General features: G+C 62.2%; 24 protein-coding genes. 16 read left to right on the top strand and 8 right to left on the bottom strand.

Annotated features, from left to right (window positions below; translation table 11 throughout):
- The first annotated feature begins 267 nt into the window (after nt 1-267).
- Genes ACSQ2A_RS10695 through ACSQ2A_RS10710 form a run of 4 tightly spaced genes read left to right on the top strand, consistent with a single transcriptional unit; the run spans nt 268 to nt 1,175 of the window.
- Entirely contained in the window at nt 268-414 is a 147-nt protein-coding gene (locus ACSQ2A_RS10695; protein ID WP_295415152.1) for a hypothetical protein, read from the top strand.
- A 9-nt stretch (nt 415-423) separates the two neighbouring features.
- Nucleotides 424-882 carry a GNAT family N-acetyltransferase gene (locus ACSQ2A_RS10700; protein WP_436072214.1) on the top strand — a complete coding sequence of 153 codons (459 nt, stop codon included), beginning with the start codon at nt 424-426 and terminating at the stop codon, nt 880-882.
- Entirely contained in the window at nt 879-1,010 is a 132-nt protein-coding gene (locus ACSQ2A_RS10705) for a hypothetical protein (protein WP_436072215.1), read from the top strand. Before ACSQ2A_RS10700 ends, ACSQ2A_RS10705 begins: the two co-directional genes overlap by 4 nt.
- On the top strand, nt 1,011-1,175 hold the full coding sequence (locus ACSQ2A_RS10710) for a hypothetical protein (protein WP_353922821.1): 165 nt from the start codon (nt 1,011-1,013) through the stop codon (nt 1,173-1,175).
- Between the two features lie 14 nt (nt 1,176-1,189).
- On the opposite strand, the gene ACSQ2A_RS10715 is transcribed toward ACSQ2A_RS10710, so the two are convergent.
- Nucleotides 1,190-1,870, bottom strand: coding sequence for a TetR/AcrR family transcriptional regulator (locus ACSQ2A_RS10715; RefSeq protein WP_436072216.1), 681 nt, complete (start codon nt 1,868-1,870; stop codon nt 1,190-1,192).
- 154 nt (nt 1,871-2,024) lie between these two features.
- Between ACSQ2A_RS10715 and ACSQ2A_RS10720 the strand changes: the two genes are divergently transcribed.
- Nucleotides 2,025-2,945, top strand: coding sequence for a shikimate dehydrogenase (locus tag ACSQ2A_RS10720; RefSeq protein WP_436072217.1), 921 nt, complete (start codon nt 2,025-2,027; stop codon nt 2,943-2,945).
- Here ACSQ2A_RS10720 and ACSQ2A_RS10725 read toward each other — a convergent pair.
- Nucleotides 2,936-3,622, bottom strand: a complete 687-nt coding sequence (locus ACSQ2A_RS10725) for a GntR family transcriptional regulator (RefSeq protein ID WP_436072218.1) — start codon at nt 3,620-3,622, stop codon at nt 2,936-2,938. The two genes, ACSQ2A_RS10720 and ACSQ2A_RS10725, sit on opposite strands and share 10 nt — an antisense overlap.
- A 197-nt stretch (nt 3,623-3,819) precedes the next feature.
- Here ACSQ2A_RS10725 and dctP point away from each other — a divergent pair, with 197 nt between their 5' ends.
- The 4 genes from dctP (at nt 3,820) to ACSQ2A_RS10745 (ending at nt 7,142) form a co-directional block, all read left to right on the top strand.
- Complete coding sequence (dctP, locus tag ACSQ2A_RS10730; protein ID WP_436072219.1) at nt 3,820-4,800, top strand: TRAP transporter substrate-binding protein DctP; 981 nt, start codon at nt 3,820-3,822, stop codon at nt 4,798-4,800.
- Between the two features lie 88 nt (nt 4,801-4,888).
- Entirely contained in the window at nt 4,889-5,407 is a 519-nt protein-coding gene (locus tag ACSQ2A_RS10735) for a TRAP transporter small permease (RefSeq protein WP_436072220.1), read from the top strand.
- On the top strand, nt 5,404-6,714 hold the full coding sequence (locus ACSQ2A_RS10740) for a TRAP transporter large permease (protein ID WP_436072221.1): 1,311 nt from the start codon (nt 5,404-5,406) through the stop codon (nt 6,712-6,714). The genes ACSQ2A_RS10735 and ACSQ2A_RS10740 overlap by 4 nt, the downstream gene beginning before the upstream one ends.
- Nucleotides 6,711-7,142 (top strand): type II 3-dehydroquinate dehydratase, encoded by a 432-nt coding sequence (locus ACSQ2A_RS10745; protein ID WP_436072222.1) that lies wholly within the window; start codon nt 6,711-6,713, stop codon nt 7,140-7,142. The genes ACSQ2A_RS10740 and ACSQ2A_RS10745 overlap by 4 nt, the downstream gene beginning before the upstream one ends.
- A gap of 277 nt (nt 7,143-7,419) precedes the next feature.
- On the opposite strand, the gene ACSQ2A_RS10750 is transcribed toward ACSQ2A_RS10745, so the two are convergent.
- From ACSQ2A_RS10750 to ACSQ2A_RS10765, 4 genes are all read right to left on the bottom strand, one after another.
- Nucleotides 7,420-8,319, bottom strand: a complete 900-nt coding sequence (locus ACSQ2A_RS10750; protein ID WP_436072223.1) for a dihydrodipicolinate synthase family protein — start codon at nt 8,317-8,319, stop codon at nt 7,420-7,422.
- Between the two features lie 15 nt (nt 8,320-8,334).
- A complete protein-coding gene (gene araD / locus ACSQ2A_RS10755) occupies nt 8,335-10,065 on the bottom strand; it encodes an L-arabinonate dehydratase (RefSeq protein WP_436072224.1) in 1,731 nt (576 codons plus the stop codon).
- Nucleotides 10,066-10,164: 99 nt separating this feature from the next.
- Nucleotides 10,165-11,445 (bottom strand): Gfo/Idh/MocA family oxidoreductase, encoded by a 1,281-nt coding sequence (locus tag ACSQ2A_RS10760; protein ID WP_295415142.1) that lies wholly within the window; start codon nt 11,443-11,445, stop codon nt 10,165-10,167.
- A gap of 174 nt (nt 11,446-11,619) precedes the next feature.
- On the bottom strand, nt 11,620-12,948 hold the full coding sequence (locus tag ACSQ2A_RS10765) for an MFS transporter (protein ID WP_436072225.1): 1,329 nt from the start codon (nt 12,946-12,948) through the stop codon (nt 11,620-11,622).
- A gap of 202 nt (nt 12,949-13,150) precedes the next feature.
- Here ACSQ2A_RS10765 and cyoA point away from each other — a divergent pair, with 202 nt between their 5' ends.
- From cyoA to ACSQ2A_RS10790, 5 genes are read left to right on the top strand one after another with little or no spacing between them, the layout of a single operon-like run.
- Entirely contained in the window at nt 13,151-14,341 is a 1,191-nt protein-coding gene (gene cyoA, locus ACSQ2A_RS10770) for a ubiquinol oxidase subunit II (protein ID WP_436072226.1), read from the top strand.
- Nucleotides 14,338-16,335 carry a cytochrome o ubiquinol oxidase subunit I gene (gene cyoB, locus ACSQ2A_RS10775; RefSeq protein WP_295415140.1) on the top strand — a complete coding sequence of 666 codons (1,998 nt, stop codon included), beginning with the start codon at nt 14,338-14,340 and terminating at the stop codon, nt 16,333-16,335. Before cyoA ends, cyoB begins: the two co-directional genes overlap by 4 nt.
- Before the next feature lies 1 nt (nt 16,336).
- On the top strand, nt 16,337-16,966 hold the full coding sequence (gene cyoC / locus ACSQ2A_RS10780) for a cytochrome o ubiquinol oxidase subunit III (RefSeq protein WP_436072227.1): 630 nt from the start codon (nt 16,337-16,339) through the stop codon (nt 16,964-16,966).
- Entirely contained in the window at nt 16,963-17,373 is a 411-nt protein-coding gene (gene cyoD / locus ACSQ2A_RS10785; RefSeq protein ID WP_436072228.1) for a cytochrome o ubiquinol oxidase subunit IV, read from the top strand. The genes cyoC and cyoD overlap by 4 nt, the downstream gene beginning before the upstream one ends.
- A gap of 4 nt (nt 17,374-17,377) precedes the next feature.
- Complete coding sequence (locus ACSQ2A_RS10790; RefSeq protein ID WP_436072229.1) at nt 17,378-18,097, top strand: SURF1 family protein; 720 nt, start codon at nt 17,378-17,380, stop codon at nt 18,095-18,097.
- Here the strand turns inward: ACSQ2A_RS10790 and ACSQ2A_RS10795 are convergent.
- Together ACSQ2A_RS10795 and ACSQ2A_RS10800 are read right to left on the bottom strand one after the other, a co-directional pair.
- Entirely contained in the window at nt 18,094-19,440 is a 1,347-nt protein-coding gene (locus tag ACSQ2A_RS10795; RefSeq protein ID WP_295415137.1) for a sensor histidine kinase, read from the bottom strand. The two genes, ACSQ2A_RS10790 and ACSQ2A_RS10795, sit on opposite strands and share 4 nt — an antisense overlap.
- Entirely contained in the window at nt 19,437-20,105 is a 669-nt protein-coding gene (locus tag ACSQ2A_RS10800) for a response regulator (protein WP_056312329.1), read from the bottom strand. The genes ACSQ2A_RS10795 and ACSQ2A_RS10800 overlap by 4 nt, the downstream gene beginning before the upstream one ends.
- A 311-nt stretch (nt 20,106-20,416) precedes the next feature.
- Here ACSQ2A_RS10800 and ACSQ2A_RS10805 point away from each other — a divergent pair, with 311 nt between their 5' ends.
- Nucleotides 20,417-21,613, top strand: coding sequence for an efflux RND transporter periplasmic adaptor subunit (locus ACSQ2A_RS10805; protein WP_295415136.1), 1,197 nt, complete (start codon nt 20,417-20,419; stop codon nt 21,611-21,613).
- 3 nt (nt 21,614-21,616) lie between these two features.
- On the top strand, nt 21,617-24,769 hold the full coding sequence (locus ACSQ2A_RS10810) for an efflux RND transporter permease subunit (protein WP_295415135.1): 3,153 nt from the start codon (nt 21,617-21,619) through the stop codon (nt 24,767-24,769).
- Nucleotides 24,770-24,778 lie beyond the last annotated feature (9 nt).

Here is a 24,778-nt window from a genome sequence, read left to right on the forward strand (position 1 = left end):
CGAGGCAAGCGCCTCCCTCCCCCTTTTGGGGAGGGAATGAGGGTGGGGTCTTGTCATCCCGGATAGTCACCTTCGGGCTTGATCCGAGGGCTCTGCACTCGCGATGCGGTCGCAAAGCGAAGTGTCTTCGGGTCGGGCCCGAGGATGACGCGCGGTGGTTTAGGCCGAACCTTATGCCGGCTTTATACGCGCGCCCGCATCTCGAATGGAAACTTTACGCGCGCCGGACCTAGGTTCCCTTTGCAACCAATATGGAGTGCTGGGAACATGCGCCCGCCGTACTACCTTTTCTATTATCGCGACCATGAGACCGTTGGCCGGCCCTATGAGGCCGCAGGTGGCAAGTTTGTTTTGATCACCTGTTCGATCGTGCTGGCGGGCCTCGTGGCCGTCGCCTTCTTCAGCGGTTTGTGAGGGCGCGCCATGTCCCTCGCTCTTTCCATGACGCACCTTGAAACCTTTGCGCGCCTCCATGAAGGGCGGCCGGGCGATGCTCATTCGCTCTGGGCCTTGTCGGAGCGGCTGCCCGGTGGGTTGGGCGGCGAGCATCCGATCTGGCAGACCCTGTTGCAGGCCGAAGATGCCCATGTGCTGGTGGCGACCGAATGCCAGCTTCTGGTGGGCGCCATTGTCACCTGGCACCACAAGGGCGCCGATGTCGCGCGCCTTGCCTGGCTTGGGGTTGATGCCTCGGCGCGGCATCGCGGTATTGGTCGGCTGCTGCTCGAAACCAGCATCGCACGGGCCGAGATTGCCGGCGCCAGCGAAGTCGTCGCCCATGTTCCTGCCGGCGCCGTCGATCTGCAGGCGCTGCTGGGTCAGAGCGGCTTTGTCAGCGTGAAGGGTGGCGAATTGCGGCTGCAATTGGGGGCAATGTCATGAGCCCGCGCACGCAGCCTGCCGACGAAAAGCAGGCGCGCAATGCCGACAAGGGTGTCGCCCTGCTGATCCTCTTCATCTGCGTGCCCTTTTGCGCGGCCGCGGGGATGGTTGCCTGGATGGCTGGATAAATGCGCTACCGCAGACACTGGCAGAGCCGCGGCAGGCGCAACCGCTGGCTCGATAGCGACCTCGAGCGCGGCGTGCTCGCCGTGCTTATCCTGATGGCACTGGTGCTGTTCGCCATCGGCATCGGCACCGTGGCAGAGATGATGAATGCAGCAAGCCTGCCCTGAGGGGCAGGCTTCTCTTATTTCACCGCTTCGGGTTTCGCGACGAAGCGCAGGACCATTTCCACCGTGTTCGCCTTCAGCCGCTGCTGAGACTCTTCCGCGCCGAAATCGCGGCCGAACAATTGCGAAAAGGTCGCGCGGTTGGAGACGTTGAAGAAGCAGAGCGCCGAAATCTGCCAGTGGATTTCGAGGGGATCGAGACCTTCTCGGAATTTTCCGTCCCTAAGGCCACGCTCGTAGAGGTCGCGGATATGGGCGATGGCGGTCACGTTTAGGTCGCGCACGAGGTTCGAGCGGGCCAAAAATTCGCCGTGGTGGATGTTTTCGATCATCACCATGCGGATGAAGTCTTCGTGCTGATGGTGGTGCTCGAAAGTGAACTCCACGAGGCGCTTGAGGCCTTCCACGGGGGAGAGACCGGCGATGTCGAGCTTGGCCTCGCCTTCGCGCACTTCGGCATAGGCGTTTTCGAGGGCGGAGAGGTAGAGGCCCTCCTTGTCGCCAAAATAGTAATAGATCATGCGCTTGCTCGAGCGCGTCTTGGCGGCGATTTCGTCGATGCGGGCGCCGGAGAGGCCATTGAGCGCGAATTCCTGGCTCGCCACTTCGATGATGTTCTGGCGCGTCCCTTCCGGGTCCTGCTGGCGCGTTGGCACCTTGCGACCCGCCTTGGTCAGCGGGGCCTCGGAATCCGACATGGCAATAAGCCTTTCTCCTCGAACCCCAGAATTGACTAAACTAACCAGTTCGTACATTGTGGGGCAAATCGCCTGAGATCGTTTGTAGCGGCGAGGCGAGCACGAAAACAAGAGCGGAAGGGTGTTGAGGCCCCCGCTTGAGGGAGCAGGACCTTTGCCCAGTCACATTGATCGCGTGCGCGAAGCCCTGGCGTATGTCGAGGGCGAGCGCGCCACCACGGTTGCTCCCGGGCCGGGCGTGCATATCGGGTTGCTCGGGCGAGGCATCGGGGCGTCACTGACCCCGATCATGCATGAGGCCGAGGGTCGGCGGCTGGGGCTTGGCTATCGCTACGACCTCATTGATTTCGACCGGTTGGGGCTCGAAGACGCCGATCTTGGCAGTGTTCTCGATGCCGTTCAGCAGCTTGGCTTTGGGGGGGTGAATGTCACCTATCCGTTCAAGCAGGCGATCATTCCGCTGCTCGATGAACTCTCCGGCGGAGCCTCGGCCATCGGCGCGGTCAATACAGTGGTGTTCAACGCCTTTGGGGCGACGGGGCACAATACCGATTGCTACGGTTTTGCCCAAAGCCTGCGCCAGGGGCTCGGCGTTGTGCCGGTCAATCACGTGGTTCAGGTGGGCGCCGGTGGGGCCGGGGCGGCTGTCGCACAGGCCCTCGCCGAACTCGGCGCTATGCAGATCGATATCATCGATGTGGATCTGGAGCGGGCTGAAGCTCTCGCCGGTCAGGTGGCGCGCGCCAATGGTACCCTGACGCGGGCGCTCGCACCGGATCGGTTCGCCGAAGTCGTGGGGTCTGCAGCGGGTATCGTCAATGCAACACCAGTGGGCATGGAGAAGCTGCCAGGCGTGCCCTTCGATCCGGCCCTGCTCAAGCCACATCAATGGGTCGCCGACATCATCTATTTTCCGCGCGAGACCGAGTTGATCAAAGCGGCGCGAGCACTTGGCTGCCGCGTTCTGCCGGGTGGCGGCATGGCCGTCTATCAGGCCGTGCGTGCCTTCCGCCTGTTTTCCGGCACGGAGCCGGATGCCGGGGAAATGGCCAAAACCTTTGCCGCCTATGCCTGAGTGCTGAGGCGGCCGGTTGCCAACACATGTTCGACGCCGCGATTGACGTGGCTTGCCAGCATGGCGAGCGCGCCATCGATATTTCGCGATAGCGCCAGTTCGAACATGGCCTTGTGGTCATCCACCACGCCGACCCCGCGAAAACTGACGGCCAGCATGTGATAGCGCAGGAAGCGGTCGAAGATCGCCGCGTGGAGATCGAGCAGGGCTTTTGAGCCGCAGGCCGAGATCAGCGCATTGTGGAAGGCGAAATCGTAGCGCACCCAATCGCTGGTCTGCTTGGCCTCGCCGGCCAGCAACTGCTTTTCGATGGTGGCGAGCTTGTAGTGGGCGGCAACGACGCGGCCTTCCCATTCGAGATCGCCGCGGCGGAACGAGAGTTGCAAGGCGTGGCTTTCGAGTAGCAGGCGGAGGTCGGCGATTTCGCGCAGGTCAGCAGCCGTCGCCGGGGCGACGACGAATCCCTTTTGTCCTTCGGCGACCACCAGGTCTTCGCTCGCCAGCCGATTGAGGATTTCGCGCAGCGTGCTGACGCCGACGCCGTAAGTTTCGCGCAGGGGTTCGAGCTTGAGTTTCTGCCCCGGCGCCAGTCGGCAGGCGATGATGTCGGCGCGCAGGCGCAGATAGGTCGCTTCGCCGATTGTCTGCTCGTTTTCCGCCTCAGGTCCGTTCATCATCATGCATCTGGTAAAATCAGGAATATCTGATATATACGAAAACCAATGGTGAAATGAAAGAGACCTGAACAAAGAGTCTCAGCCATAGTTGACATGAACGTACTAGTTCGTACAAAGTGACGCCAAGCCGATGGAGAGGACCATTGGCCGTCCCGGACAATCCGGAACGGGGGTATTCCCCCAAGGGAGGAATAGATATGAACCTTTTGCTTTCGCGCCGCGCCCTTATGGTCGGCGGGCTTCTGCTGGCGGCTGCTTTTCCGGCCATGGCGCAGGACAAGCCTGTGCTGCGCTTCTCCGCTGTGTTCTCCGAGCAGGATATTCGCGCCGAGATGACCCAGCTCCTGGGCTCGCAGATCGCCGATATCGCCACGCTCGAACCCTATTATGGCGGCAATCTCTTCAAGCAGGGCACCGAGCTCGTCGCGCTGCAGCGCGGCAATCTCGAAATGGGCAATATCGCTCCGCAGGATATTTCCAACCAGATCCCGGCCTGGTCGGTTCTTACCTCGGCCTATCTCTTCCGTGATGCGGATCACCTGCGCACCTTCTTTGACAGCGAAGTTGGCGCCGAATTCAAGGCCATGGCCGAAGAACAGCTCGGCATCCACATTCTCGGGCCGACCTATTTCGGTGCCCGTCAGGTGGGGCTGCGCGGCGACAAGGAAATCAAGACGCCAGCCGATATGGCCGGCATCAAGCTGCGCATGCCTGGCGGCGATGCCTGGCAGTTCCTCGGGACTTCGCTCGGCGCCAATCCGACGCCCATGGCCTATGCCGAAGTCTATACCGGCCTTCAGACCGGTGCCATCGACGGCCAGGACAATCCGCTCCCGAACGTTGAGAACATGAAGTTCTACGAAGTGATGGACCAGATCGTCCTCACCTCGCATCTCGTCGGCTTTGATCTTCTGGTGATTTCCAAGAGTGCCTGGGACGCGATGACGCCGGAACAGCAGACTGAGTTCACGACTGCCGCAACCGCTGCCATCGACTTCAGCCAGAAGGCGCATCTTGAACGCGAGGCGGCGCTGGTGGAACAGTTCAAGGGCGCTGGCCTTGCCATCAATACGCCCGATGTCGACGCGTTCCGCGCCCATGCGCAAAAGGTCTATCTCGACAGCGATCTGGCCAAGGACTGGCCGGAAGGCGTCGTCGACAAGATCAACGCGCTCTAAAACTCTCCTCCGCCAGGGGCGGCGCCGCCAGCCGGTGCCGCCCCACTTGAAATGTACCGGTCGGCGAGACCGGTAGCGGGAGCCCACCATGACCACCTCTTTCCATTCAATCGGCCGATGGCTTTATGCCCGCGCCGAAAACCTGCTTGCGGCCATGCTGGCGACCATGTTCGTGGTCTTCATCATCCAGATCGTCTTCCGCTATCTGCTGAACCTGCCGATCGGCTGGACGCATGAGATCAGCGTCATGATGTGGCTCTGGATGGTGCTGTTCGGCACCGCCTTCGTCGTGCGCGACAGCGAGGAAATCCGCTTCGATATTCTCTACAGCGCCGCCGGGCCGCGCACGCGCCGGGTCATGGTGCTCATCAGTAGCCTGTCGCTGGTCGTGCTGTTCTCGATCTCGCTGCCCGCGGTCATCGACTACATCGCTTTCATGAAAGTCGAGAAGACGGCGTATCTGAAAATCCGCTTCGACTACCTCTATTCCATCTACGGCATCTTCGCGGTCGCCATGATCGTGCGCCAGCTTTGCCTCGCCTATCAGGCGGCATGGGGCAGCAAGGCGAACGAGTTCGACCCCACCAAGGCGAGTTCCGGCGTATGACGATTTCTCTGGCCTTCGGCCTTTCTCTTGGCCTTCTCACGGTCCTGGCCTTCCTTGGCCTGCCCATGGGTCTCGCCATGATCTGCGGGTCTGTCCTCTATCTCTTCATGCGCGGACAGGACCCCGGCATTGTCGCCGAGCAGTTCCTCAACGGCATGTATTCCAACTACATCATGCTGGCTGTGCCGCTGTTCATTCTCGCGGCCGAGATCATGAATTCGGGCACGCTCTCTGATCGCTTGCTGAAATGGTGTGACGCGCTGGTCGGTCGCTTCCGCGGGGGACTGGCGCAGGTCAATGTGCTGCAGTCGATCGTCTTTGCCGGCATGTCGGGCTCGGCCGTGGCCGATGCCGCTGGCTCGGGCAAGATGATGCAGCACATGATGACCAAGGACGGGAAATATACCCCCTCCTATGCTGCTGCGCTGACCGCTGTCACGGCGGTGATTGGGCCGATCATTCCGCCCTCCATTCCCATGGTGCTCTATGCGCTCGTGGCCGATACGTCCATCGGCTACCTGTTCCTGGGCGGTGTGGTGCCGGGCCTGCTCATGGCTGGCGTCATGATGGTGCAGATCGCCATTACCGCGCGGATCAAGAACTTTCCGGTTGAAGAGCCCGTGCCGCTGCGCAAGCTGCCCAAGATGACGTGGGAAGCGCTGCCGGTGCTCTTCATGCCCGTGGTGCTGATGTATGGCATCTATGGCGGTATCACCACGCCGACCGAAGCAGCAGCTGTGGCTGCCGCCTATGCGCTGCTGGTTTCGGCCTTCATCTATCGCGCAGTGAAAGCGCCGGAGCTCTATCAATCGGTGCTGACGAGCGCCAAGACCACGGCCTCCATCGGCATGCTGATCGCCGGGGCGCTGGTGTTCAACTATGTGGTGACGGTGGAAAACATTCCGCGCACCATCAGCGCCATCCTGCTTTCGTGGGATCTCAACCCCGTCACCTTCCTGATCATCGTCAATATCATCCTCTTGGTGCTCGGCTGCGTGCTGGAGGGGACGACGATCCTGCTGGTCATCGTGCCGGTGCTGATCCCGACGGCGCAAGCGCTGGGTATCGACATGGTGCATTTTGGTGTCGTGGCGGTGGTCAACATCATGCTGGGGCTGATTACGCCGCCCTATGGGTTGTTGCTCTTCATCATGACGCGCATATCGGGCTCCCCCATGCGGGCGATCATCGGCGATGTCATGCCCTTCCTGTGGTCGCTGATCGGGGCGCTGATCGTCTTCACCTTCGTGCCGGAAACGGTGCTGTGGCTGCCGCGCATGTTCGGCTATGCGGGTGTCACGCCATGAAGCCGGTCTATGTGCTGAATGGGCCCAATCTCAATCGTCTGGGCAAGCGTGAGCCGCATATCTATGGCACGACGACGCTGGCCGAGATCGAGGAGAACTGCCGAAAGGTGGTTGGTGATCGGCCGATCATCTTCCGGCAGACGAATAGCGAGGAGACGCTGATCGGGCTCGTGCATGAGGCGATCGACGAGGGGGCAGGGATTGTCATCAATCCCGCCGCCTTCACCTTCACCTCGCTGGCGCTACTCGATGCCCTGAAAATGTTCGAGGGGCCGGTGATCGAGCTGCATATTTCCAATATCCACAAGCGCGAGCAGATCTATCACAAGTCTTATGTGTCGATGCGGGCGGACGCGGTGATCGCGGGGCTTGGGGCTTATGGGTATGAGGCGGCACTGGTGGCGTTGTTGCGGCTGGTGAGGGACTAGCGGTTTCGCTCCAGCATCAGAACTCTCCCCTCTATCGTCACCACCGGGCTTGTCCCGGTGGTCCATGCGGAGGCGAGATGGATTGCCGGGACAGGCCCGGCAATGACGATGGGTGGGAGCGTGCACCTGAACTGCCGCCATGCACAGATCGTCACCCTCGGGCTTGACCCGAGGGCTCTGCACTTGCTGCGCGGTCTTAAGTGAAGTGTCCTCGGGTCAAGCCCGAGGATGACGTGCGGTGGCGGTGGTGATGGCGGTGATTGGGAGCGGGCGGCTGCTAGTGCAGCCCGTTCTCCGCAATGAACGCCTCGAGCTTGTCCTGCTGCGCCTTGGTCAGGGGCCAGGCGGAGGGCGGGCGGGTTGGACCGCAATCTCGGCCGAGGGCTTGCAGCGCGGCCTTTACACCGGTGACATTCGTGCCGTTCATTTCTTCGGCGCGGATATCCTCAAAGGCCTTCATGCCGGCGATGAGCTTGTTGGCGCTGACATAGTCGCCGGCATCGAGCGCGGCGTGGATGGCCAGGGACCGTTCGGGCCAGACGTTGATGAGGCCAGAGGTGAAGCCGCGGGCGCCGACGGCGTAGAGGGCAGGGGCCCAGACTTCGGCGAGGCCGCCGACCCAGACGATGTCGGGATCGCAGGCCGCCTTGGCTTCGGCGAGTTTCAGCGGATTGGGCGTTGCCCACTTCACACCTTTGACGCCCGGTACCGCGCAGAGATCGGCAATGGCCTTGGTTCCAATGGCGTCGTTGCGCAGATAAAGCATCATCGGCAGGCCGCCGGAGGCGTCGGCAATTGCCTTGAGGTAGTCGACGATGCCGCGAGGGGCGACGAAGGGATCGGGCGGCTGGTGCACCATGAGGGCGGTAGCGCCAGCGTTGGCTGACGTTTTGGCCAGGGACTGCGCGTCGCGGATGCCACGACCGACGCCGGCGAGCACGGGCGCGCGGCCGGCGACGAGGGCGACGACTTCGCGCACCATGGTGGAGGCTTCGTCTGTCGTCAGGGCGTAGAATTCGCCGGTATTGCCATTGACCACCGGCATGTGGAGACCGGCGCCGAGGGCGCGGTCGAGAACCGGCACCAGCTTTTGCGGGGCGATGTCGCCGTTCCCGTCATAGGGCGTGACGAGAATGCCGGAGATGCCGGTGAGGGCCTGGTCGAGCGTGCGTCGCATGTCGCGCCTTTCGGTTCAGTAGATGTCGGGTTCGCCCGCGGCTGCGCCAAAGCCGCGTTCGAGGAAGTCGAAGTCGCAGCCCTTGTCGGCCTGGGTGACGTGCTTGGAATACATCCAGCCCCAGCCGCGTTCGAAGCGCGGAGCAGGCGGGGTCCAGGCGGCGCGGCGGCGTTCCAATTCGTCTTCGGCGACAAGCATGTCGAGCCGGCGATTGTCGAGGTCGAGGCGGACGATGTCGCCGGTGCGGAGTAAAGCCAGCGGGCCGCCGACATAGGATTCCGGGGCGACGTGGAGCACGCAGGCGCCGTAGGAGGTGCCGGACATGCGGGCGTCGGAGATACGCAGCATGTCGCGGTGGCCTTGCTTGATGAGCGCCTTGGGAATGGGGAGCATGCCCCATTCGGGCATGCCGGGGCCGCCGAGCGGGCCGGCATTGCGCAGCACGAGGACATGGTCGGGCGTGACGTCGAGGTTTTCGTCGTCGATGGCGGCCTTCATCTCGGCATAGGAATCGTAGACCAGCGCCGGGCCCTGGTGGCGGTAGTATTTCGGGTCGCAGGCGGCGGGCTTTATGACGGCGCCGTCGGGGCAGAGATTGCCGCGGAGAACCGCCAGGGAACCCTCGTGATAGACAGGATTAGAAAGCGGGCGGATGACGTCGGCGTTGTAGACCACGGCGCCTTCGAGGTTTTCGCCGAGGGTCTTGCCGTTGACGGTGATGGCGCCGAGATGCAGACGATCGACGATCTGCGTCATCAGTGCCCGCAGGCCGCCGGCAAAGTAGAAGTCTTCCATCAGGTAGCCCTGGCCGTTGGGCCGGACATTGGCGATGAGCGGGGTGGTGCGGCCGAGCGCATCGAGATCGTCGAGCGAGAGTTCGACGCCGGCGCGGCGGGCCATGGCGATGAGGTGCACCACAGCATTGGTCGAGCAGCCGGTGGCCATGGCGACAATGGCGCCATTGCGAACCGATGCTTCGGTGACGATGTGGGCGGGCGTCAGATCGTCCCAGGCCATGTCGACGATGCGGCGGCCGCAATCGGCGGCCATGCGCTGGTGCGCGGAATCGACGGCGGGGATTGAGGAGGCGCCGGGCAGGGTGAGGCCCATGGCGTCGACGATGGCGGTCATGGTGGAGGCCGTGCCCATGGTCATGCAGACGCCGGCGGAACGGGCGATACCGCCTTGCAGGCCCTGCCACTGCTCGTCGGTGACATTGCCGGCGCGGCGTTCGTCCCAGTATTTCCAGGCGTCGGAGCCCGAACCCAGCGGCTTGCCGGCATAATTGCCGCGCAGCATGGGGCCGGCCGGCAGATAGATCATCGGCACGTTGGCGGTGATACCGCCCATGACGAGGCCGGGCGTGGTCTTATCGCAGCCGCCCATCAGCACCACGCCGTCAAGCGGGTGCGAGCGGATGTTCTCCTCCGCCTCCATGGCGAGGAGGTTGCGGTAGAGCATCGAGGTGGGTTTTGTAAAACTCTCGTCGACCGAGAGGGTCGGTAGTTCGACCGGGAAACCGCCGGCTGCCAGGACGCCGCGCTTTACCGCTTCGACGCGTTCCGGAAAATGGCTGTGGCAGGCGTTCAGTTCGGACCAGGTGTTGAGGATGCCGATCACGGGCTTGCCCATGAAGTCGGCTTCCGAATAGCCGAGCTGCATCAGCCGCGAGCGGTGGCCGAAACTCCGCAAATCATCTGGCGCGAACCAGCGCGCCGAACGCAATTGGTCGGCTGACTTACGCATGGCCTTCTCCTCCTCGGCCCTGACCGCAGCATCGCCGCCCATTCTCCCAAAGGGCATTGGCGATGCTGCAGGGGCGCTAACGAAAGCGTCCCTTTACGGTCAGAGTTTGACCAGTGTCCGCACGTCGACCGGCAGGCCGGACGCAAAGGACTGGTTGGCAGCAATGCCCGTCAGGATCGAGAGGGCACCATCGCGATGGTTGGCGCCATAGCCCGGGCGCGGCGTGGCGTTACCGAAGATTTCTTCGAGCATGATCTTGTCGCCGCCGCCGTGGCCACCTTCGGCATGCTTGATCGGGACGACGCGCGGTTCGCCATGGAGCGGGAAGTGATAGAGCTTCACACCCTTGGCGGAGCCTTCGGTTTCCGAGCCAGCGCCGGCATTGATGTAGGAATTCTCGTGCACGGTCAGCTCGAGACGACCGCCGGTGCCGTTGATGGCGACGTTGAAACCTTCCCAGGGGGCATAGGCATAGAGCGAATAGGTCATCACCGCCTTGTTGCGGTAGCGGACCATGACGTTCATCGTGTCTTCGATGGAAATGCCGTCGCCAAAAACGTTCTGGTCTCGCTGGTAGCCGTCTTCCTTCTCGGCATCCCAGTAGAGCGACTTCTGAACCGGGGTCGAGGTCAGGTCGATGGCGAAGGGGTCGTTCTTGGCCGCTTCAACGCCGGTGGTGCGGGTATAGGGCGTGAAGACGCCGCGGGATTCGGCATTGGCGCGGCCATAAAATTTCAGGTCGCCCATGGCAAAGACCGTGTCGGGCTGGCTGCCGAGCCAGAAATTGACGAGGTCGAAGTGGTGGGTCGATTTGTGGACCATGAGGCCACCGGAATTGCGCTTGTCGCGGTGCCAGCGGCGGAAATAGTCGGCGCCGTGGCGGGTATCGAGCAGCCATTCGAAGTGGATCGAGGTCGGCGTGCCGATGGCACCTTCGGCGATCAGTTCGCGCAGGGCCGAATTGTGCGGGGCATAGCGATAGTTGAAGGTCACGCGGACATTGCGGCCGGTGCGCTCGACGGCGTCGAGGATTTCCTGGCACTTTTCCTTGTCGACGGTCATCGGCTTTTCGGTGATGACGTCGCAGCCAAGTTCCATGGCGCGGATAATGTAGGTGTGGTGGGTGCGGTCGACCGAGGTGACGATGACGAAATCGGGCTTCTCGGCGGCGATCATCTTGTCGAAATCGCCGGCCTTGTAGGTCGGGACTGCCTTGCCGCCGAGTTCTTCGGTGAAGACGCGGTTGGTGTAGTCCATGCGGGTCTGGTTGGTGTCGCAGAGGGCGACGATGCGGGAATTATCCTTGTGAGGTCCGAGGATGGCCTCGTAGAACATCCTGGCCCGTCCGCCCGTGCCCACGATTGCATAAGTCTTGGCCATTTCCGCTCCTCGCATGCCATCAAAACCACGGCGAGATGACTCATCTTTTCGCCGCGCGGTTACATGTACCATACAAGATTGATGGCGTGCACTTGTTCTTTTGGCGGAACGCAAAAAAGACAAAGCGCGCGACCACTTATGTGATCGCGCGCCCCAATAGGTCTGCAGAAACAGTTAGTTAGTGCGGGCAAGGTGCCGGTTGAGATAGAGCGCGATCAGGGTGCAGACGGCGCCGGAGAGCAAATAGGCGCCGGAAGAGATGAGGCCGAAATTGCTCGACAGCAGCAGAGCGACCAGCGGCGCGAAGCCGGCGCCGAAGAGCCAGGCAAGGTCTGAAGTCAGCGCCGAACCGGTATAGCGATAGAGCCGCGTGAAGTTGGCAGCGACGACGCCGGAGGACTGACCGAAGGAGAGGCCCAGGAGGGCGAAGCCGATGATCATGTAGATGGTTTCGCCGGTCTGGCCAGCGCCCAGGAGGAGCGGGGCGAAGATGCTGAAGACGCCGATAGCGGCAGCCGAATAGCCCAGCAGTTGGCGGCGACCGATGCTGTCGGCGAGATAGCCCGAGAGAACGACGGCGACGAGACCGACGCAGGCGGCGGCAATTTCGATGACGAGGAAATTGGCCGGCACTTCCTGGGTGTAGAGGAACACATAGGAGAGCGGGAACACGGTCACCATGTGGAAGAGGGCAAAGCTTGCCAGCGGGGCGAAAGCGCCAATGACGATATTGCGCCAGTCATTGGTGATGGTCTCGCGCAGCGTCGAGGGCTCGAGTTCGCCGCTCTCGAAGAGGTGGGTGTATTCGGGCGTGACCACTATGCGGAGGCGCGCAAAGAGCGCCACGATGTTGATGGCGAAGGCCACGAAGAACGGATAGCGCCAGCCCCAGCCGAGGAAGTCTTCTGCTGAAAGGGCCCAGGACAGATAGGCAAAAAGAGCGCTGGCAACGATGAGACCGATGGGGGCGCCGAGCTGGGGCACCATTGCGAACCAGCCGCGCTTTTCCTGGGGTGCGTTGAGCGCCAGGAGCGAGGCGAGGCCATCCCAAGTGCCGGCGAGGGCGAGGCCCTGGCCGATACGGAAGATCACGAGAATGGCGACGGCGAGCCAGCCGACCTGATCGTAGCCGGGGAGGAAAGCGACGGCCACGGTCGAGACGCCGAGCAGCATCAGGGCGATGGTGAGCTTGACGCCGCGGCCATAGCGGCGGTCGACGGCGAGGAAGATTGCCGTGCCGATCGGGCGGGCGACGAAGGCCAGGGCGAAGACCGCGAAGGACAGGAGCGTGCCGGTCAATGGGTCGGCAAAGGAGAAGATCAGTGTCGGGAACACCAGCACCGAGGCGATGGCATAGACGAAGAAGTCGAAGAACTCGGAGGTGCGACCAATAATCACACCGATGGCGATCTCATTGGCATCGACGGGTCTGTGAGTGTCGTGAAGTTGGCGTGCGTCGTGTTCGGCTGAAGTCTCAGGGACCTGGGGAGTGGAGGCTGCCATGTCGCTAAGCTCCTGGTTTTATTGAATTTCCGATCCGCTCTCCGGGAGGAGGAAGAAAGCGGTCAGTCATTCGCTACGGACTGGTTTGAACTTGTCTTGCATCAAAGACAGGGCGCTTGCGAGTGGACAAAATGTCCGATGGCGCAGAGGGTGCCATGAGAGTAGTCCGCAAACCAGCGCAGTCTTCCTCCCAAGGGCCGCAATGTCTCGTTTTGCCAAACTTCTTCTCGTGCCCCTGGTGGCACCACTTCTCGCCGGCTGTAATGCCGTGGTGATGGCGCCTGCAGGCGATGTCGCCGTGCAGCAGCGCGATCTCATCATCATCGCAACAGTGCTCATGCTGCTCATCATCATTCCGGTGATGGTGCTGGTCGTGCTGTTCGCGCGCAAATACCGGCAGGGCAATAATGCCAAGTACGAACCGAACTGGGATCACTCGACCCAGCTCGAACTGGTGATCTGGTCGGCTCCGCTCGCCATCATCATCTGTCTTGGCGCGGTGACCTGGGTGTCGACCCATCTGCTCGATCCCTATCGCGAGCTTGGCCGGCTCGGTCCGGACCGGCCGATCGTCGCAGAAGTCGAGCCCCTCGAAGTGGAGGTCGTGGCGCTCGACTGGAAGTGGATGTTCATCTACCCGCAATACGACATTGCCACGGTCAACGAGTTCGTGACGCCGGTCGATCGGCCGATCAGCTTCAAGCTGACCGCTTCGACCGTGATGAACTCGTTCTACATTCCCGCCATGGCTGGCCAGATCTATGCCATGCCGGGCATGCAGACCCGGCTGCATGGCGTGATCAATGAGCCTGGTACCTATAAGGGCATTGCCGCCCACTATAGCGGCCATGGCTTCTCCGGCATGCACTTTGAGACCAAGGGCGTGAGCGATGGTGAATTCGAGGCCTGGGTGGCCGAGGTTCGCAACTCGCCGGATATGCTCAGCCGCCAGCGCTATCTGGAAGTCGAAAAGCCGAGCGAACATGTGCCGGTGATGCATTTCGCCGGTGTCGAAAGCGGGCTCTATACCGCCATCGTTAATATGTGCGTCGAGCGCGACAAGATGTGCGTGAGCGAGATGATGTCGATCGACGAGCAGGGCGGACTGGGCCACGCCGGCATCGATAACCTCGCGCCGGAACTCTATGGCGGCGGCGAAAAGAACCGCTCGCCCTTCGGCCCGCAGAAGACTTATGTCGCCGCGATCTGTTCGACGGACGAAGCCATTGCCATGACGGCGAAGCTGCCGGCGCTCAAGGCTCCGAACGCTACGCCGCTGGTGGGCAAGGGTCTGACCCGTCCCGAAATGGTCGCGCAGAGCAATGCGCCCGCGCTTGACTGGCTCGCCGGCAAGCTCGCCTTCAACCAAAACACCTCGGCTGACGCGCTATGACAAACGAATTCTGGTCCTTCATTTTCGGGCGTCTCACCTGGGACGTCCTGCCGCTGCATGAACCAATCGTGGTCATCACCTTCATCGTCGTGGCCATTGGTGGTCTCGCCGTGCTGGGTGCGCTGACCTATTTCAAGCTCTGGGGCTATCTCTGGAAAGAGTGGTTCACCAGCGTCGACCACAAGAAGATCGGCATCATGTATATGGTGCTCGGTCTCGTCATGCTGCTGCGCGGCTTTGCTGACGCTCTCATGATGCGCCTGCAACAGGCCATCGCCTTCAATGGCTATGAGGGTTACCTCAACGCCCACCACTATGATCAGCTGTTCTCCGTGCATGGCGTGATCATGATCTTCTTCGTGGCGATGCCGCTGATCACGGGCTTCATGAACTATGTGGTGCCGTTGCAGATCGGTGCGCGCGACGTCAGCTTCCCGTTCCTCAACAATTTCTCGTTCTGGATGACAGCCGGCGGCGCCGTACTCGTGATGATGAGCCTCTTTGTCGGCGAATTCGCGCAGACTGGCTGGTTGGCCTTTCCGCCGCTCTCGGGGATCGAGCATTCACCAGCCTCAGGCGTCGACTATTACATATGGTCGCTACAGGTGGCGGGTGTGGGGACGACCTTGTCTGGCGTCAACCTGATCGCGACCATCATCAAGATGCGCGCGCCGGGCATGACGATGATGAAGATGCCGGTCTTTACCTGGACCTCGCTCTGCACCAACGTGCTGATCGTTGCGTCCTTCCCGATCCTGACCGCTGTTTTGACGCTGCTGGCGCTCGACCGTTATGTCGGCACCAACTTCTTCACCGCCGACTTCGGCGGCAGCCCGATGATGTACATCAACCTCATCTGGATCTGGGGTCACCCGGAGGTCTACATCCTGATCCTGCCGTGCTTCGGTATCTTCTCGGAAGTCGCCTCGACCTTCTCGGGCAAGCGCCTTTTTGGCTACACGTCCATGGTCTACGCGACCGTGGTGATCACGGTGCTGTCCTACCTCGTCTGGCTGCACCACTTCTTTACCATGGGTTCGGGGGCGAGCGTCAACTCGTTCTTCGGCATCACCACGATGATCATCTCGATCCCGACAGGTGCCAAAATCTTCAACTGGCTCTTTACGATGTACAAGGGCCGCATCCGCTTCGAACTGCCGATGATGTGGCTCATCGCCTTCATGCTCACCTTCACCATCGGTGGCATGACCGGCGTGCTGCTCGCCGTGCCGCCCGCCGACTTCGTGCTGCACAATTCGCTGTTCCTCGTGGCGCACTTCCACAATGTGATCATCGGTGGCGTGCTGTTCGGTATCTTTGCCGGCATCAACTACTGGTGGCCCAAGGCGTTCGGCTACAAGCTCAACGAATTCTGGGGCAAGGTCTCGTTCTGGCTCTGGAACGTCGGCTTCTGGCTGGCTTTCGGCCCGCTCTACGTGCTGGGCCTGATGGGCATCACGCGGCGCCTGCGCACGTTCGATGACCCGTCGTTGCAGATCTGGTTCATCATCGCCGGTATCGGTGCGCTGGTGATCGCGGGTGGTATCGGCGCCATGCTGATCCAGTTCGGCGTGTCGATCCTGGGCAAGAACAAGGAATGGGACACGACGGGCGATCCATGGAACGGCCGCACGCTCGAATGGGCGACGTCCTCGCCGCCGCCGCAGTACAACTTCGCCTTCACGCCGGTCATTCACGACAATGACGCCTGGGCCGACATGAAGGCGCGGAATGCGCAGCGTCCGACCAAGGACTTCATGGAAATCCACATGCCGCGCAATACCGGCACGGGGGTGGTCCTCGCTGGCCTCAGCGTCGTGCTTGGCTTTGCCTTGATCTGGTACATGTGGTGGCTCGCCATCCTGAGCTTCGTGGCGCTCATCGGCGCCGCCATCATCCACACATTCAACTATGACCGCGACTACTACATCCCGGTCGAGGCCGTTGCTGACGTCGAGAACGAACGCACGCGCCTCTTGAGCGGAGCCCGCTAAGATGAGTTCACACGCAACGACCGCTGAGGGCGAAGCCACCCAGTTCTACGAACTGGTGCCGCATCACCATGCCCCGCATGGCTCGACCCAGATCGGGTTCTGGATCTACCTGATGAGCGACTGTCTCATCTTCGCGTCGCTCTTTGCCATCTATGGCGTGCTCGGGGGCAATTTCGCCGCCGGCCCGTCGCCGGAACACCTGTTCAACCTGCAACTTGTGGCAGTGAGCACGGGCGCGCTGCTCCTTAGCTCCATCACCTATGGCTTTGCCATGCTCGACATGGACGAGGGCAAGAAGACCGGCACGCTGGTCTGGCTGGTGATCACCGGGCTTTTGGGCGCAGTGTTCCTGGGGCTGACGCTCTATGAATTCTACCACATGATCCATGAAGGCGCGGTGCCGCAGCGTTCGGCCTTCCTTTCCGCCTTCTTCGTGCTGGTGGGGACCCACGCCCTGCACGTGACCTTCGGTATTCTCTGGCTCGTGACGCTGCTGGTGCAGATCGGGGCCAAGGGGCTGATCCCGGCCAACAAGATCCGCGTGCAGTGCCTGTCTATGTTCTGGCACTTCCTCGACGTCATCTGGATCGGCGTCTTCACGGTTGTCTATCTCATGGGGATGCTGCGATGAGCGCTCACACCTCCACCGATACGCTGGCTTCGGGCACGCATGCTCATCCCAATCCGGATGCGCATGGCGACGGGCACGATCACGGCACGCGCCGGACTTATCTCATCGGGTTTGCGCTTTCGGTCATCCTCACCGCCATTCCGTTTTGGCTGGTGATGGGAGACGTGATCGCCGACACCACGATCGCCACGCTGGTGATCATGGGCTTTGGCGTGGTGCAGATCTTTGTGCACATGGTCTACTTCCTGCACATGAACACCAAGTCCGAGGGCGGCTGGACGATGATGGCGGCGATCTTCACGATCATCATCATTGTCATTGCCCTGTCGGGTTCACTGTGGGTGATGTTCCACCTCAACACCAATATGATGCCGGGCCATATCATGAACCCGGCAGACCTGATCTGACGCCATGACGGAGCGGGAAGGGCAGGGGGCGCGAAAACTCTCCTTCGGCCTCATTGCCTTTGCCGCTTTCGCCGCGGTCTGTGCCCTGGGCTTCGGGGCCCTCGGCGTGTGGCAGGTCGAGCGGCTGGCCTGGAAGAACAGTCTTGTGGCGGCGGTGGAAGAGCGTAGCACCGCCGCGCCGCTTGATCTCAATCAGGCGGATTGGGGTGCGATCGACACCGGGAGCAGCGAATATCAGCGCGTGTCGGTCAGCGGGCGGTTTGAAGGCCGCGATACGCTGAGCCAGGCTGTTACCGTTTATGGCGGCGGCTTCTGGGTCATGACGCCGCTGCTGCTCGACGATGGTCGGGCGGTTCTGGTCAATCGTGGTTTTGTGACGGCCGACCAGCGTGACGCCGGCGTTGAGCGGCCGGTGGGTGCCGTCACCATCACCGGGCTATTGCGGGCCAGCGAGCCCGACGGCGGATTTTTGCGGAGCAATGATCCCAATGCCGGACGCTGGTATTCGCGCGACGTGGCGGAGATCGGGGCGGCCGGTGGCGTTGAGAATTTGGCACCGTTCTTCATCGATGCCGATGCGAGCGGGGAGGGTTATCCCGTTGGGGGGCTGACCGTCCTTACATTCTCGAACAATCACCTGCTTTATGCGCTGACCTGGTTCGGCCTGACGCTGCTTTCGCTGTTCGCGCTCTACTGGCTGCTCAGGGATCGGTTCCGGCGCTAGGCCTTGATCACCGGCAGGCTGATCTCGAAGAGGGCGCCGCCTTGGGGGGCCGAGGCGACGCTCACCTTGCCGCCGTGGCGCTTGATGATGTCGTAGACCAGACTCAGGCCCAGGCCGGCGCCGTTGGGCGATTGCGACAGGCGGTGGAAGGGCCAGAAGATCTCTTCGCGGTGCTCGGGGTCGACGCCCGGACCATTGTCCGAGACGCAGACGCGCCCGTCGGTGTTGACCTCGACGCGGATGCTTACCTCCGGGCCGCCATGCGACATGGCATTGAGGACGAGGTTGGCAATGGCGCGGGAGAGGGCGGAGGCATCGCCTTTCACGCTCACGGGCTTTTCCGGGCCGTCAAATTCGATATCGCAGCCGGCATCGATGGCGAGCGGGGCGAGGTCGGCGGTGACCTGAGCGGCGATGTCGACGAGATCGACGGTTTCAAAACTGTCGGGTGACAGCGCCAGGCGATGGAGGTCGAGCAATTCATTGGCCATGCCGCCGAGGCGGGCGGAATCCCGCTGCAGCTGGCGCTTGTCTGGGCCGTCGGGCAGGGATTCCAGGCGCGTCTGCAGGATGGCGATGGGCGTGCGCAATTCGTGCGCTGCGTCGGCGAGGAAGCGCCGTTGCCGCGCAATGCCGCTATCGAGGCGGTCGAGCGCCTCGTTGAAGGCGCGGACCAGCGGCACGAGTTCGACTGGCACATTTTTGTAGGAAAGGCGCACGTCGCTCTGGCCGATATCGATCTGCTCGGCATCGCGCGCCACCTGCTCGACGCCGAGGAGAGACCGGCGAATGAGTGGCGGAATGGTCAGCACCGTCGCGGCCGAGAGCAGGATGATGAGGCCCACGAACATGGGATTGCCGAACGCCTTGGCGACGACGCTGAAGCGCACGGGGGGGCCGCCGCCGGTCATCACCCAGAGGCGCCCCATGCTCGAATTGCGGGTCCGGACGATGGCATAGGGGTGCTTGGAATCCCCGAAATCGGTGAAGTTCGCCGATGAGACATGGACCAGGTTCTGGGGGAAGAGGTTCACCGGGGCGGGCACATTGCCGCGCCGCACGATGTTGCCTTCGACATCGACCATGATGAACCAGAAGTCGGGATAGGTGTCGACGACCTCCTGCAGGTCGGAATTGGGCTCCAGGGAAAAACTGCCATCCTCGACACGCTGGACGGAGCGGACGATGTCGTCCACGACGCCTTCGTCGAGCCCCTGCTGGGCGCTTACGGCGATGAGGAAAGGCACCGCGGCGACCAGCGTGAAGCCCACCAGGACGACGATCTGGATGGCGATGAGGCCACGCGAGAGGACGAGGCGCAGAGAGAGTGGCCGATGCTTCATGAGGTGGCCCGGAGCAGGTAGCCGATGCCCCTGATGCTGTGGATCTCGACATTGGCGGGCGCGAGCTTGCGCCGCAGGCGGGAAATATGGGCGTCGAGCGTGTTCGAGGCGATTTCGTCGTCAAAGCCGTAAACGGCTTCCTCGAGCGCGGAGCGGGCAACGGTGCGGCCGGCGCGGCGCACGAGCACTTCGAGGGCCAGCACTTCCCGACGGGTCAGTGTCATCGGTTCGCCGGCGGCGGTGGCCGTGCCATCGCCGAGGTTGAAGGTCAGCTTGCCCACGGTGATGCCCATATCGGCGATCATGGCGGGGCGGCGCATCAGGGCGCGGATGCGGGCGACGAGTTCATCGACGACAAAAGGCTTTGCCAGATAGTCGTCGGCGCCGGTTTCGAGGCCTTCGATGCGATGCTCGGGGGAGCCGAGGGCGGAGAGCACGATAATGGGAAGCCCGGCCTGGGCCCGGCGCAATTGCGGAATGATCGTCAGGCTATCGCCGTCGGGCAGTTTGCGGTCGAGAACCGCGATCGAATGGACGGCGTTTTCGACCGCTTCGAGGGCCATTTCCAGGGTCGAAACGTGATCTACCAGAATGTCGTGGCGTTCGAGGGCACTGATCAATGCTCGTGCCAGATCGAGCTCGTCCTCCACCAAAAGTATACGCATGGCTACCTCATCATGGATGGGGTTATGTCTGACAATGATTGCCATTGCATTGCGTGGACTTTGCAGTTTCGCAATGTTGCGGCAATATGGACCACGGAAAAGGAGCCGAATGCGAGCACTTTAACATGCGCGTCGGCCGGCTCTCCGGACTTTGCGCCAATCCTGGATAGAAACAGCCTTGGCCCAACGTTTGAGACAACTGCGCAGGACGCCGTCGCCCTCGCCCTTCCAACGCCCGTTAATCCCCCGATAGGCCAGTGCCCACAGGCCGATAGACTATCAATCGACCCCATTTCATCAGGACACTCTCCATGACCACAGCCCATGAAAAGCCCGAATGGGCACAAAGCAAGCGGGAAAAAGAAAATGCCCGCCGGGTCGCCGAGGGCCTCAAGCCCAAGCGGCGGATCGGGCCGTGGATCGTGCTCGGACTGATCGTGGTGGGCGGTGTGGTCTACTTCGCCACGCGACCATCTGCGCCGGCCACAGTGGAAGAGGCCGAGGCCGCGCCGGTCGTGCGGCAATTGCTGTCCTCGGAAATCACCGAGATCGCGCCGCAGGTTCTGCGGCAAACGGTCAGGGTCACTGGAACGCTGGTGCCTTCCAAACAGGCAGTCGTTGCGGCGCAGGCCGCAGGGCGCGTGCTGAGCGTTGCCGTGCGTCCCGGCAATGCTGTCAAGGAGGGGCAGGTGCTGGTTGAGATCGATCAGGCCAATCTCGCCCTGCAACTGGCGCAGCAGCGCGCCACGGCCGACGCGACGCGCGCGCAGCTTTTCTCCTCGCAACAGCAGCTCGAACGTACCGAGGAACTGGCGCGGCAGGGGCTGACCAGCCCTTCGGCGCTGGAACAGGCGCGTTCGGCGACCGCAGCACTAGAGGCCAATATGACGGCGCTTGAAAGCGCGGTGTCGGTGGCCGAGCTGGCGCTCAGCAATGCAACGGTGCGTGCGCCCATCGATGGCGTCATTTCCGAGCGCTCGGTCGAAGCCGGCCAGACGATCGGTACGGGCACGGCGCTCTTTACTGTCGTCAATCTCGATGAAATGGAATTTCAGGCCTCCGGCTCGGTCACTTCGAGTGCGCTCGTGTCGCCCGGCCAGGCGGTGGAAGTGACGGCGGCGGGCCTTGCGAACGAAACCTTCGAAGGCGAGGTGACGCGCGTCAATCCTGTAGCGGCGAGCGGAACGCGGACCATTCCAATCTATGTCCTGATCGATAATGAACCCGGTCGCCTCCGCGGCGGCATGTTCGCCACGGGGCAGATAACGGTCGCCGAGAAGGCGGATGCCATCGCGGTGCCGGCATCGGCACTGCGCGAGGACGCCGAGGGCGAATTCGTGCTCAAGCTCGATAACGGCACATTGGTGCGGCAGGCTGTGGAGCCGGGCGACGCCTGGCATCGCGGTGGCGTGGTGGAAGTCAGCGGGCTGACCGCGGGCGACGTCATCGTCTCGGCGCCGCTTGCCGAGCTCACGGCCGGCTCCGCCTACGAAACCGTAGAGGACTGACGCATGTTCCTCACGCGCATCAGCGTCAACCATCCTGTTTTTGCCACCATGATCATGGTGGCGATCATGGTCTTTGGTATCTATTCGTACCAGCGACTGCCCATCGAGCAGATGCCCGATATCGACTTCCCGGTCGTGGCGGTCGTCGTCAGCTATCCCGGCGCCTCTCCCGAGGCTGTGGAAGCGGACATCGTCAAGCCCATCGAAGATGCGGTGAATACACTCGCCGGTCTCGACACCATCCAGTCCACGGCGCAATCGGGCCAGGCCATGGTGCTCATGATCTTCGATCTTGAGCAGAACTCCCAGCAGATGGCACAGGAAGTTCGCGACAAGATCGATCCGATCAAGGCGGACCTGCCTGACAATGCCGGCGATCCGCGCGTGCTGCGCTTTGACCCCTCGGCACTGCCTGTGCTTTCGCTCGCGGTCAGCTCCGATACGCTGTCGGACCGTGATCTCACCTCGCTCACCGAAGACATCATCGTCACCCGCCTCTCCAATATTTCGGGTGTGGGTAGCGCGTCGGTGGTCGGCGGGGTGCCGCGCCAGCTCAATATCCAGATCGATCCCGATCGCCTGACTGCCTACAATATTGCACCCAATGCCGTGATCTCGGCGCTGCAGGCTTCGAACCGTGACCTCTCCGCGGGTTCGATCACCGAAGGCAGCATCGTGCAGTCCATCCAGGTGCTCGGACGTCTCGAGAACCAGGAGGATTTCTACGACATCATCGTGGGTAATCAGGGTGGCCAGCCGGTCACGCTGCGCGATGTGGCGACCATCGAGGACGGGACCGGGGAGGCGTCGAGCCTTGCCATTCTCAACGGCGAACGGGCTCTGGCGATCGATATCCTCAAGACCCAGGGCGCCAACACGGTTGGCGTTGCGGAGGACATCCGTCACACGATCGACAATCTGCTTGCCAACGAACTGTCCAGTGCCGGCATCAATATCGAAGTCGTGGTGGACAATGCCAAGCCCGTGGAAGACTCGTTCCATGCGGTCCAGAACATGCTCATCGAAGGCGCCATCCTCGCCGTCGTGATCGTGTTCCTGTTCCTCAATTCCTGGCGATCGACTGTCATCACCGGCCTTACCCTGCCGATCTCGATCATCGGCACCATGGTGGCGCTCAACTTCCTGGGCTTCACGCTCAACATGATGACGCTGCTGGCCCTGTCGCTGGCGGTGGGTATCCTTATCGACGACGCCATCGTGGTGCGCGAAAACATCACGCGCCACCTGCATATGGGCAAGAGCCACCGTCAGGCGGCTTTTGACGGTACCAATGAAATTGGGTTGGCGGTTCTCGCCACGACCCTCTCCATCGTTGCCGTGTTCCTCCCGGTTGCCTTCATGGATGGCATTATGGGGCGGTTCTTCCTGCAGTTCGGCGTCACCGTTTCGGTCGCCGTGCTGATCTCGCTCTTCGTCGCCTTCACCCTCGACCCGATGATGTCGAGCGTCTGGTACGATCCTGCGTCCAATCCCAATGCCAAGCGCGGCCCGATCGGCCGTGCCATCCAGCAGTTCGACCGCTTTTTCGAATGGGTCACCGAGGGCTATCGCCACCTCATCCGCTGGGGCCTGAAATATCGCAAGACGGTGCTGATGATCGCCGTGCTGTCGCTAGTCGGGGCGCTCGCTCTCTTCCCGCGGGTCGGGGTTGAATTCGTGCCTGCTACGGATACCGGTATCTTCACGGTCACGGCCGAGACACCGGCCGGGTCGACGAAGGAACACACGGCGCAAAAGCTGCGGCAGGCTGAATCTGTCCTGCGCCAGATCCCGGAAGTCGAGCGGACCTATTCGACCATTGCCGGCGGCCTTGCGGCCAGTGGCGCGAATTCTGGCACGCTGACCGTCACCCTGGTTTCCAGCGACCAGAGGACCCGATCGCCGCAGGACCTCATGCCAGAGGCGCGACGCCTGCTTGAAGCCGTGCCCGGCGCCAAGTTCCAGGTCTCGGCGGCTTCTGGCCTTGGTCAGTCGACGGCACCGGTTTCGATCACGCTCTATGGCGACAGCTTCGTCGAACTGGGCCGGCTTGCCGACCAGTTGATGGCGAAAATGGAGGAGATCGACGGGCTCATCGACATCACCTCGAGCCTCGATGACGCCCAGGCGATCGTCGGCATCACTGTCGACCGCGAACTCGCCAACAATCTCGGCGTCTCCATGGCGCAGGTGGCTGCGACCATGGGGCCGCTGATCAGCGGCGAGGAAGTCGTCGACTGGACCGCGCCCAACGGGGAGGTTTCCTCGCTGGTCGTCCGGCTGCCGGAAAGCCTGCGCAGTGATTTCGACGCCATCAGCAACCTGCCGATCGCCCAGTCCGGCGCGACGGGTTCGAACGGCATGATCACGCTCGGCCAGGTGGCGGAAGTCGTCGCCAGCACTGGGCCGGCGACAATCAATCGCCAGGATCTTCAGCGTGGCGTGACTGTCGAGGCTTATCTGTCTGGCGTCGAACTGGGCACGGTAACGCCGCAGCTCCAGGCGGCTGTGGGCAGCCTCGAATTCCCCACGGGCTATCGCAGCAGCTTTGGCGGCGAAGTCGAGCAGATTGCCGATACGATGGGAGCCATCGGTTCGGCGCTGCTGCTGGCGGTGATCTTCATCTACCTCGTGCTCGCCAGCCAGTTCGGCAGCTTCCTGCAGCCGATCGCCATCATGGGTTCGCTGCCCCTGGCACTGATCGGCGTCATGGTGGGCCTGCTCATTGGCGGTTCGACGCTCAACATGTTCTCGGCCATCGGCTTCATCATGCTGATGGGTCTGGTGGTGAAGAACGCCATTCTGCTCGTCGATAATGCCAACCAGCATGTGAAGGCCGGCGCGAACCTCTATGAGGCGCTGGTCGAAGCCGGGGTGACCCGCTTCCGTCCGATCATCATGACGACGCTCGCCATGATCTTCGGCATGTTGCCGCTGGCCTTGAGCCTGCATGAGGGTTCGGGGCAGAACGCGCCGATGGCCCATGCCGTGATCGGGGGTCTGGTCAGTTCGACGGCGCTGACGCTGCTCGTTGTGCCGGTGCTGCTGACCTACATCGACAGCTTCAGCGCCTTCACCCGCCGCTTCATGCCCAAGGCGCCGGACGACCACGAGCACGAACCGGCAGAGACTGTTCCAGCCAAGCCCGCGGAATAGACAAACCGC

This window comes from Devosia sp. LjRoot3, assembly GCF_964252865.1.
GTDB lineage: Bacteria > Pseudomonadota > Alphaproteobacteria > Rhizobiales > Devosiaceae > Devosia.

Coding starts and splice junctions, on each gene's coding strand:
- ACSQ2A_RS10805 (WP_295415136.1), top strand. CDS start 20,417: ATGACCACAGCCCATGAAAAGCCCGAATGGGCACAAAGCAAGCGGGAA.
- ACSQ2A_RS10705 (WP_436072215.1), top strand. CDS start 879: ATGAGCCCGCGCACGCAGCCTGCCGACGAAAAGCAGGCGCGCAATGCC.
- ACSQ2A_RS10765 (WP_436072225.1), bottom strand. CDS start 12,948: ATGGCAGCCTCCACTCCCCAGGTCCCTGAGACTTCAGCCGAACACGAC.
- ACSQ2A_RS10795 (WP_295415137.1), bottom strand. CDS start 19,440: ATGAAGCATCGGCCACTCTCTCTGCGCCTCGTCCTCTCGCGTGGCCTC.
- cyoD (WP_436072228.1), top strand. CDS start 16,963: ATGAGCGCTCACACCTCCACCGATACGCTGGCTTCGGGCACGCATGCT.
- ACSQ2A_RS10725 (WP_436072218.1), bottom strand. CDS start 3,622: ATGATGAACGGACCTGAGGCGGAAAACGAGCAGACAATCGGCGAAGCG.
- ACSQ2A_RS10695 (WP_295415152.1), top strand. CDS start 268: ATGCGCCCGCCGTACTACCTTTTCTATTATCGCGACCATGAGACCGTT.
- ACSQ2A_RS10745 (WP_436072222.1), top strand. CDS start 6,711: ATGAAGCCGGTCTATGTGCTGAATGGGCCCAATCTCAATCGTCTGGGC.
- ACSQ2A_RS10740 (WP_436072221.1), top strand. CDS start 5,404: ATGACGATTTCTCTGGCCTTCGGCCTTTCTCTTGGCCTTCTCACGGTC.
- ACSQ2A_RS10710 (WP_353922821.1), top strand. CDS start 1,011: ATGCGCTACCGCAGACACTGGCAGAGCCGCGGCAGGCGCAACCGCTGG.
- araD (WP_436072224.1), bottom strand. CDS start 10,065: ATGCGTAAGTCAGCCGACCAATTGCGTTCGGCGCGCTGGTTCGCGCCA.
- ACSQ2A_RS10810 (WP_295415135.1), top strand. CDS start 21,617: ATGTTCCTCACGCGCATCAGCGTCAACCATCCTGTTTTTGCCACCATG.
- cyoA (WP_436072226.1), top strand. CDS start 13,151: ATGTCTCGTTTTGCCAAACTTCTTCTCGTGCCCCTGGTGGCACCACTT.
- ACSQ2A_RS10715 (WP_436072216.1), bottom strand. CDS start 1,870: ATGTCGGATTCCGAGGCCCCGCTGACCAAGGCGGGTCGCAAGGTGCCA.
- ACSQ2A_RS10750 (WP_436072223.1), bottom strand. CDS start 8,319: ATGCGACGCACGCTCGACCAGGCCCTCACCGGCATCTCCGGCATTCTC.
- ACSQ2A_RS10790 (WP_436072229.1), top strand. CDS start 17,378: ATGACGGAGCGGGAAGGGCAGGGGGCGCGAAAACTCTCCTTCGGCCTC.
- cyoC (WP_436072227.1), top strand. CDS start 16,337: ATGAGTTCACACGCAACGACCGCTGAGGGCGAAGCCACCCAGTTCTAC.
- dctP (WP_436072219.1), top strand. CDS start 3,820: ATGAACCTTTTGCTTTCGCGCCGCGCCCTTATGGTCGGCGGGCTTCTG.
- ACSQ2A_RS10760 (WP_295415142.1), bottom strand. CDS start 11,445: ATGGCCAAGACTTATGCAATCGTGGGCACGGGCGGACGGGCCAGGATG.
- ACSQ2A_RS10800 (WP_056312329.1), bottom strand. CDS start 20,105: ATGCGTATACTTTTGGTGGAGGACGAGCTCGATCTGGCACGAGCATTG.
- ACSQ2A_RS10700 (WP_436072214.1), top strand. CDS start 424: ATGTCCCTCGCTCTTTCCATGACGCACCTTGAAACCTTTGCGCGCCTC.
- ACSQ2A_RS10735 (WP_436072220.1), top strand. CDS start 4,889: ATGACCACCTCTTTCCATTCAATCGGCCGATGGCTTTATGCCCGCGCC.
- cyoB (WP_295415140.1), top strand. CDS start 14,338: ATGACAAACGAATTCTGGTCCTTCATTTTCGGGCGTCTCACCTGGGAC.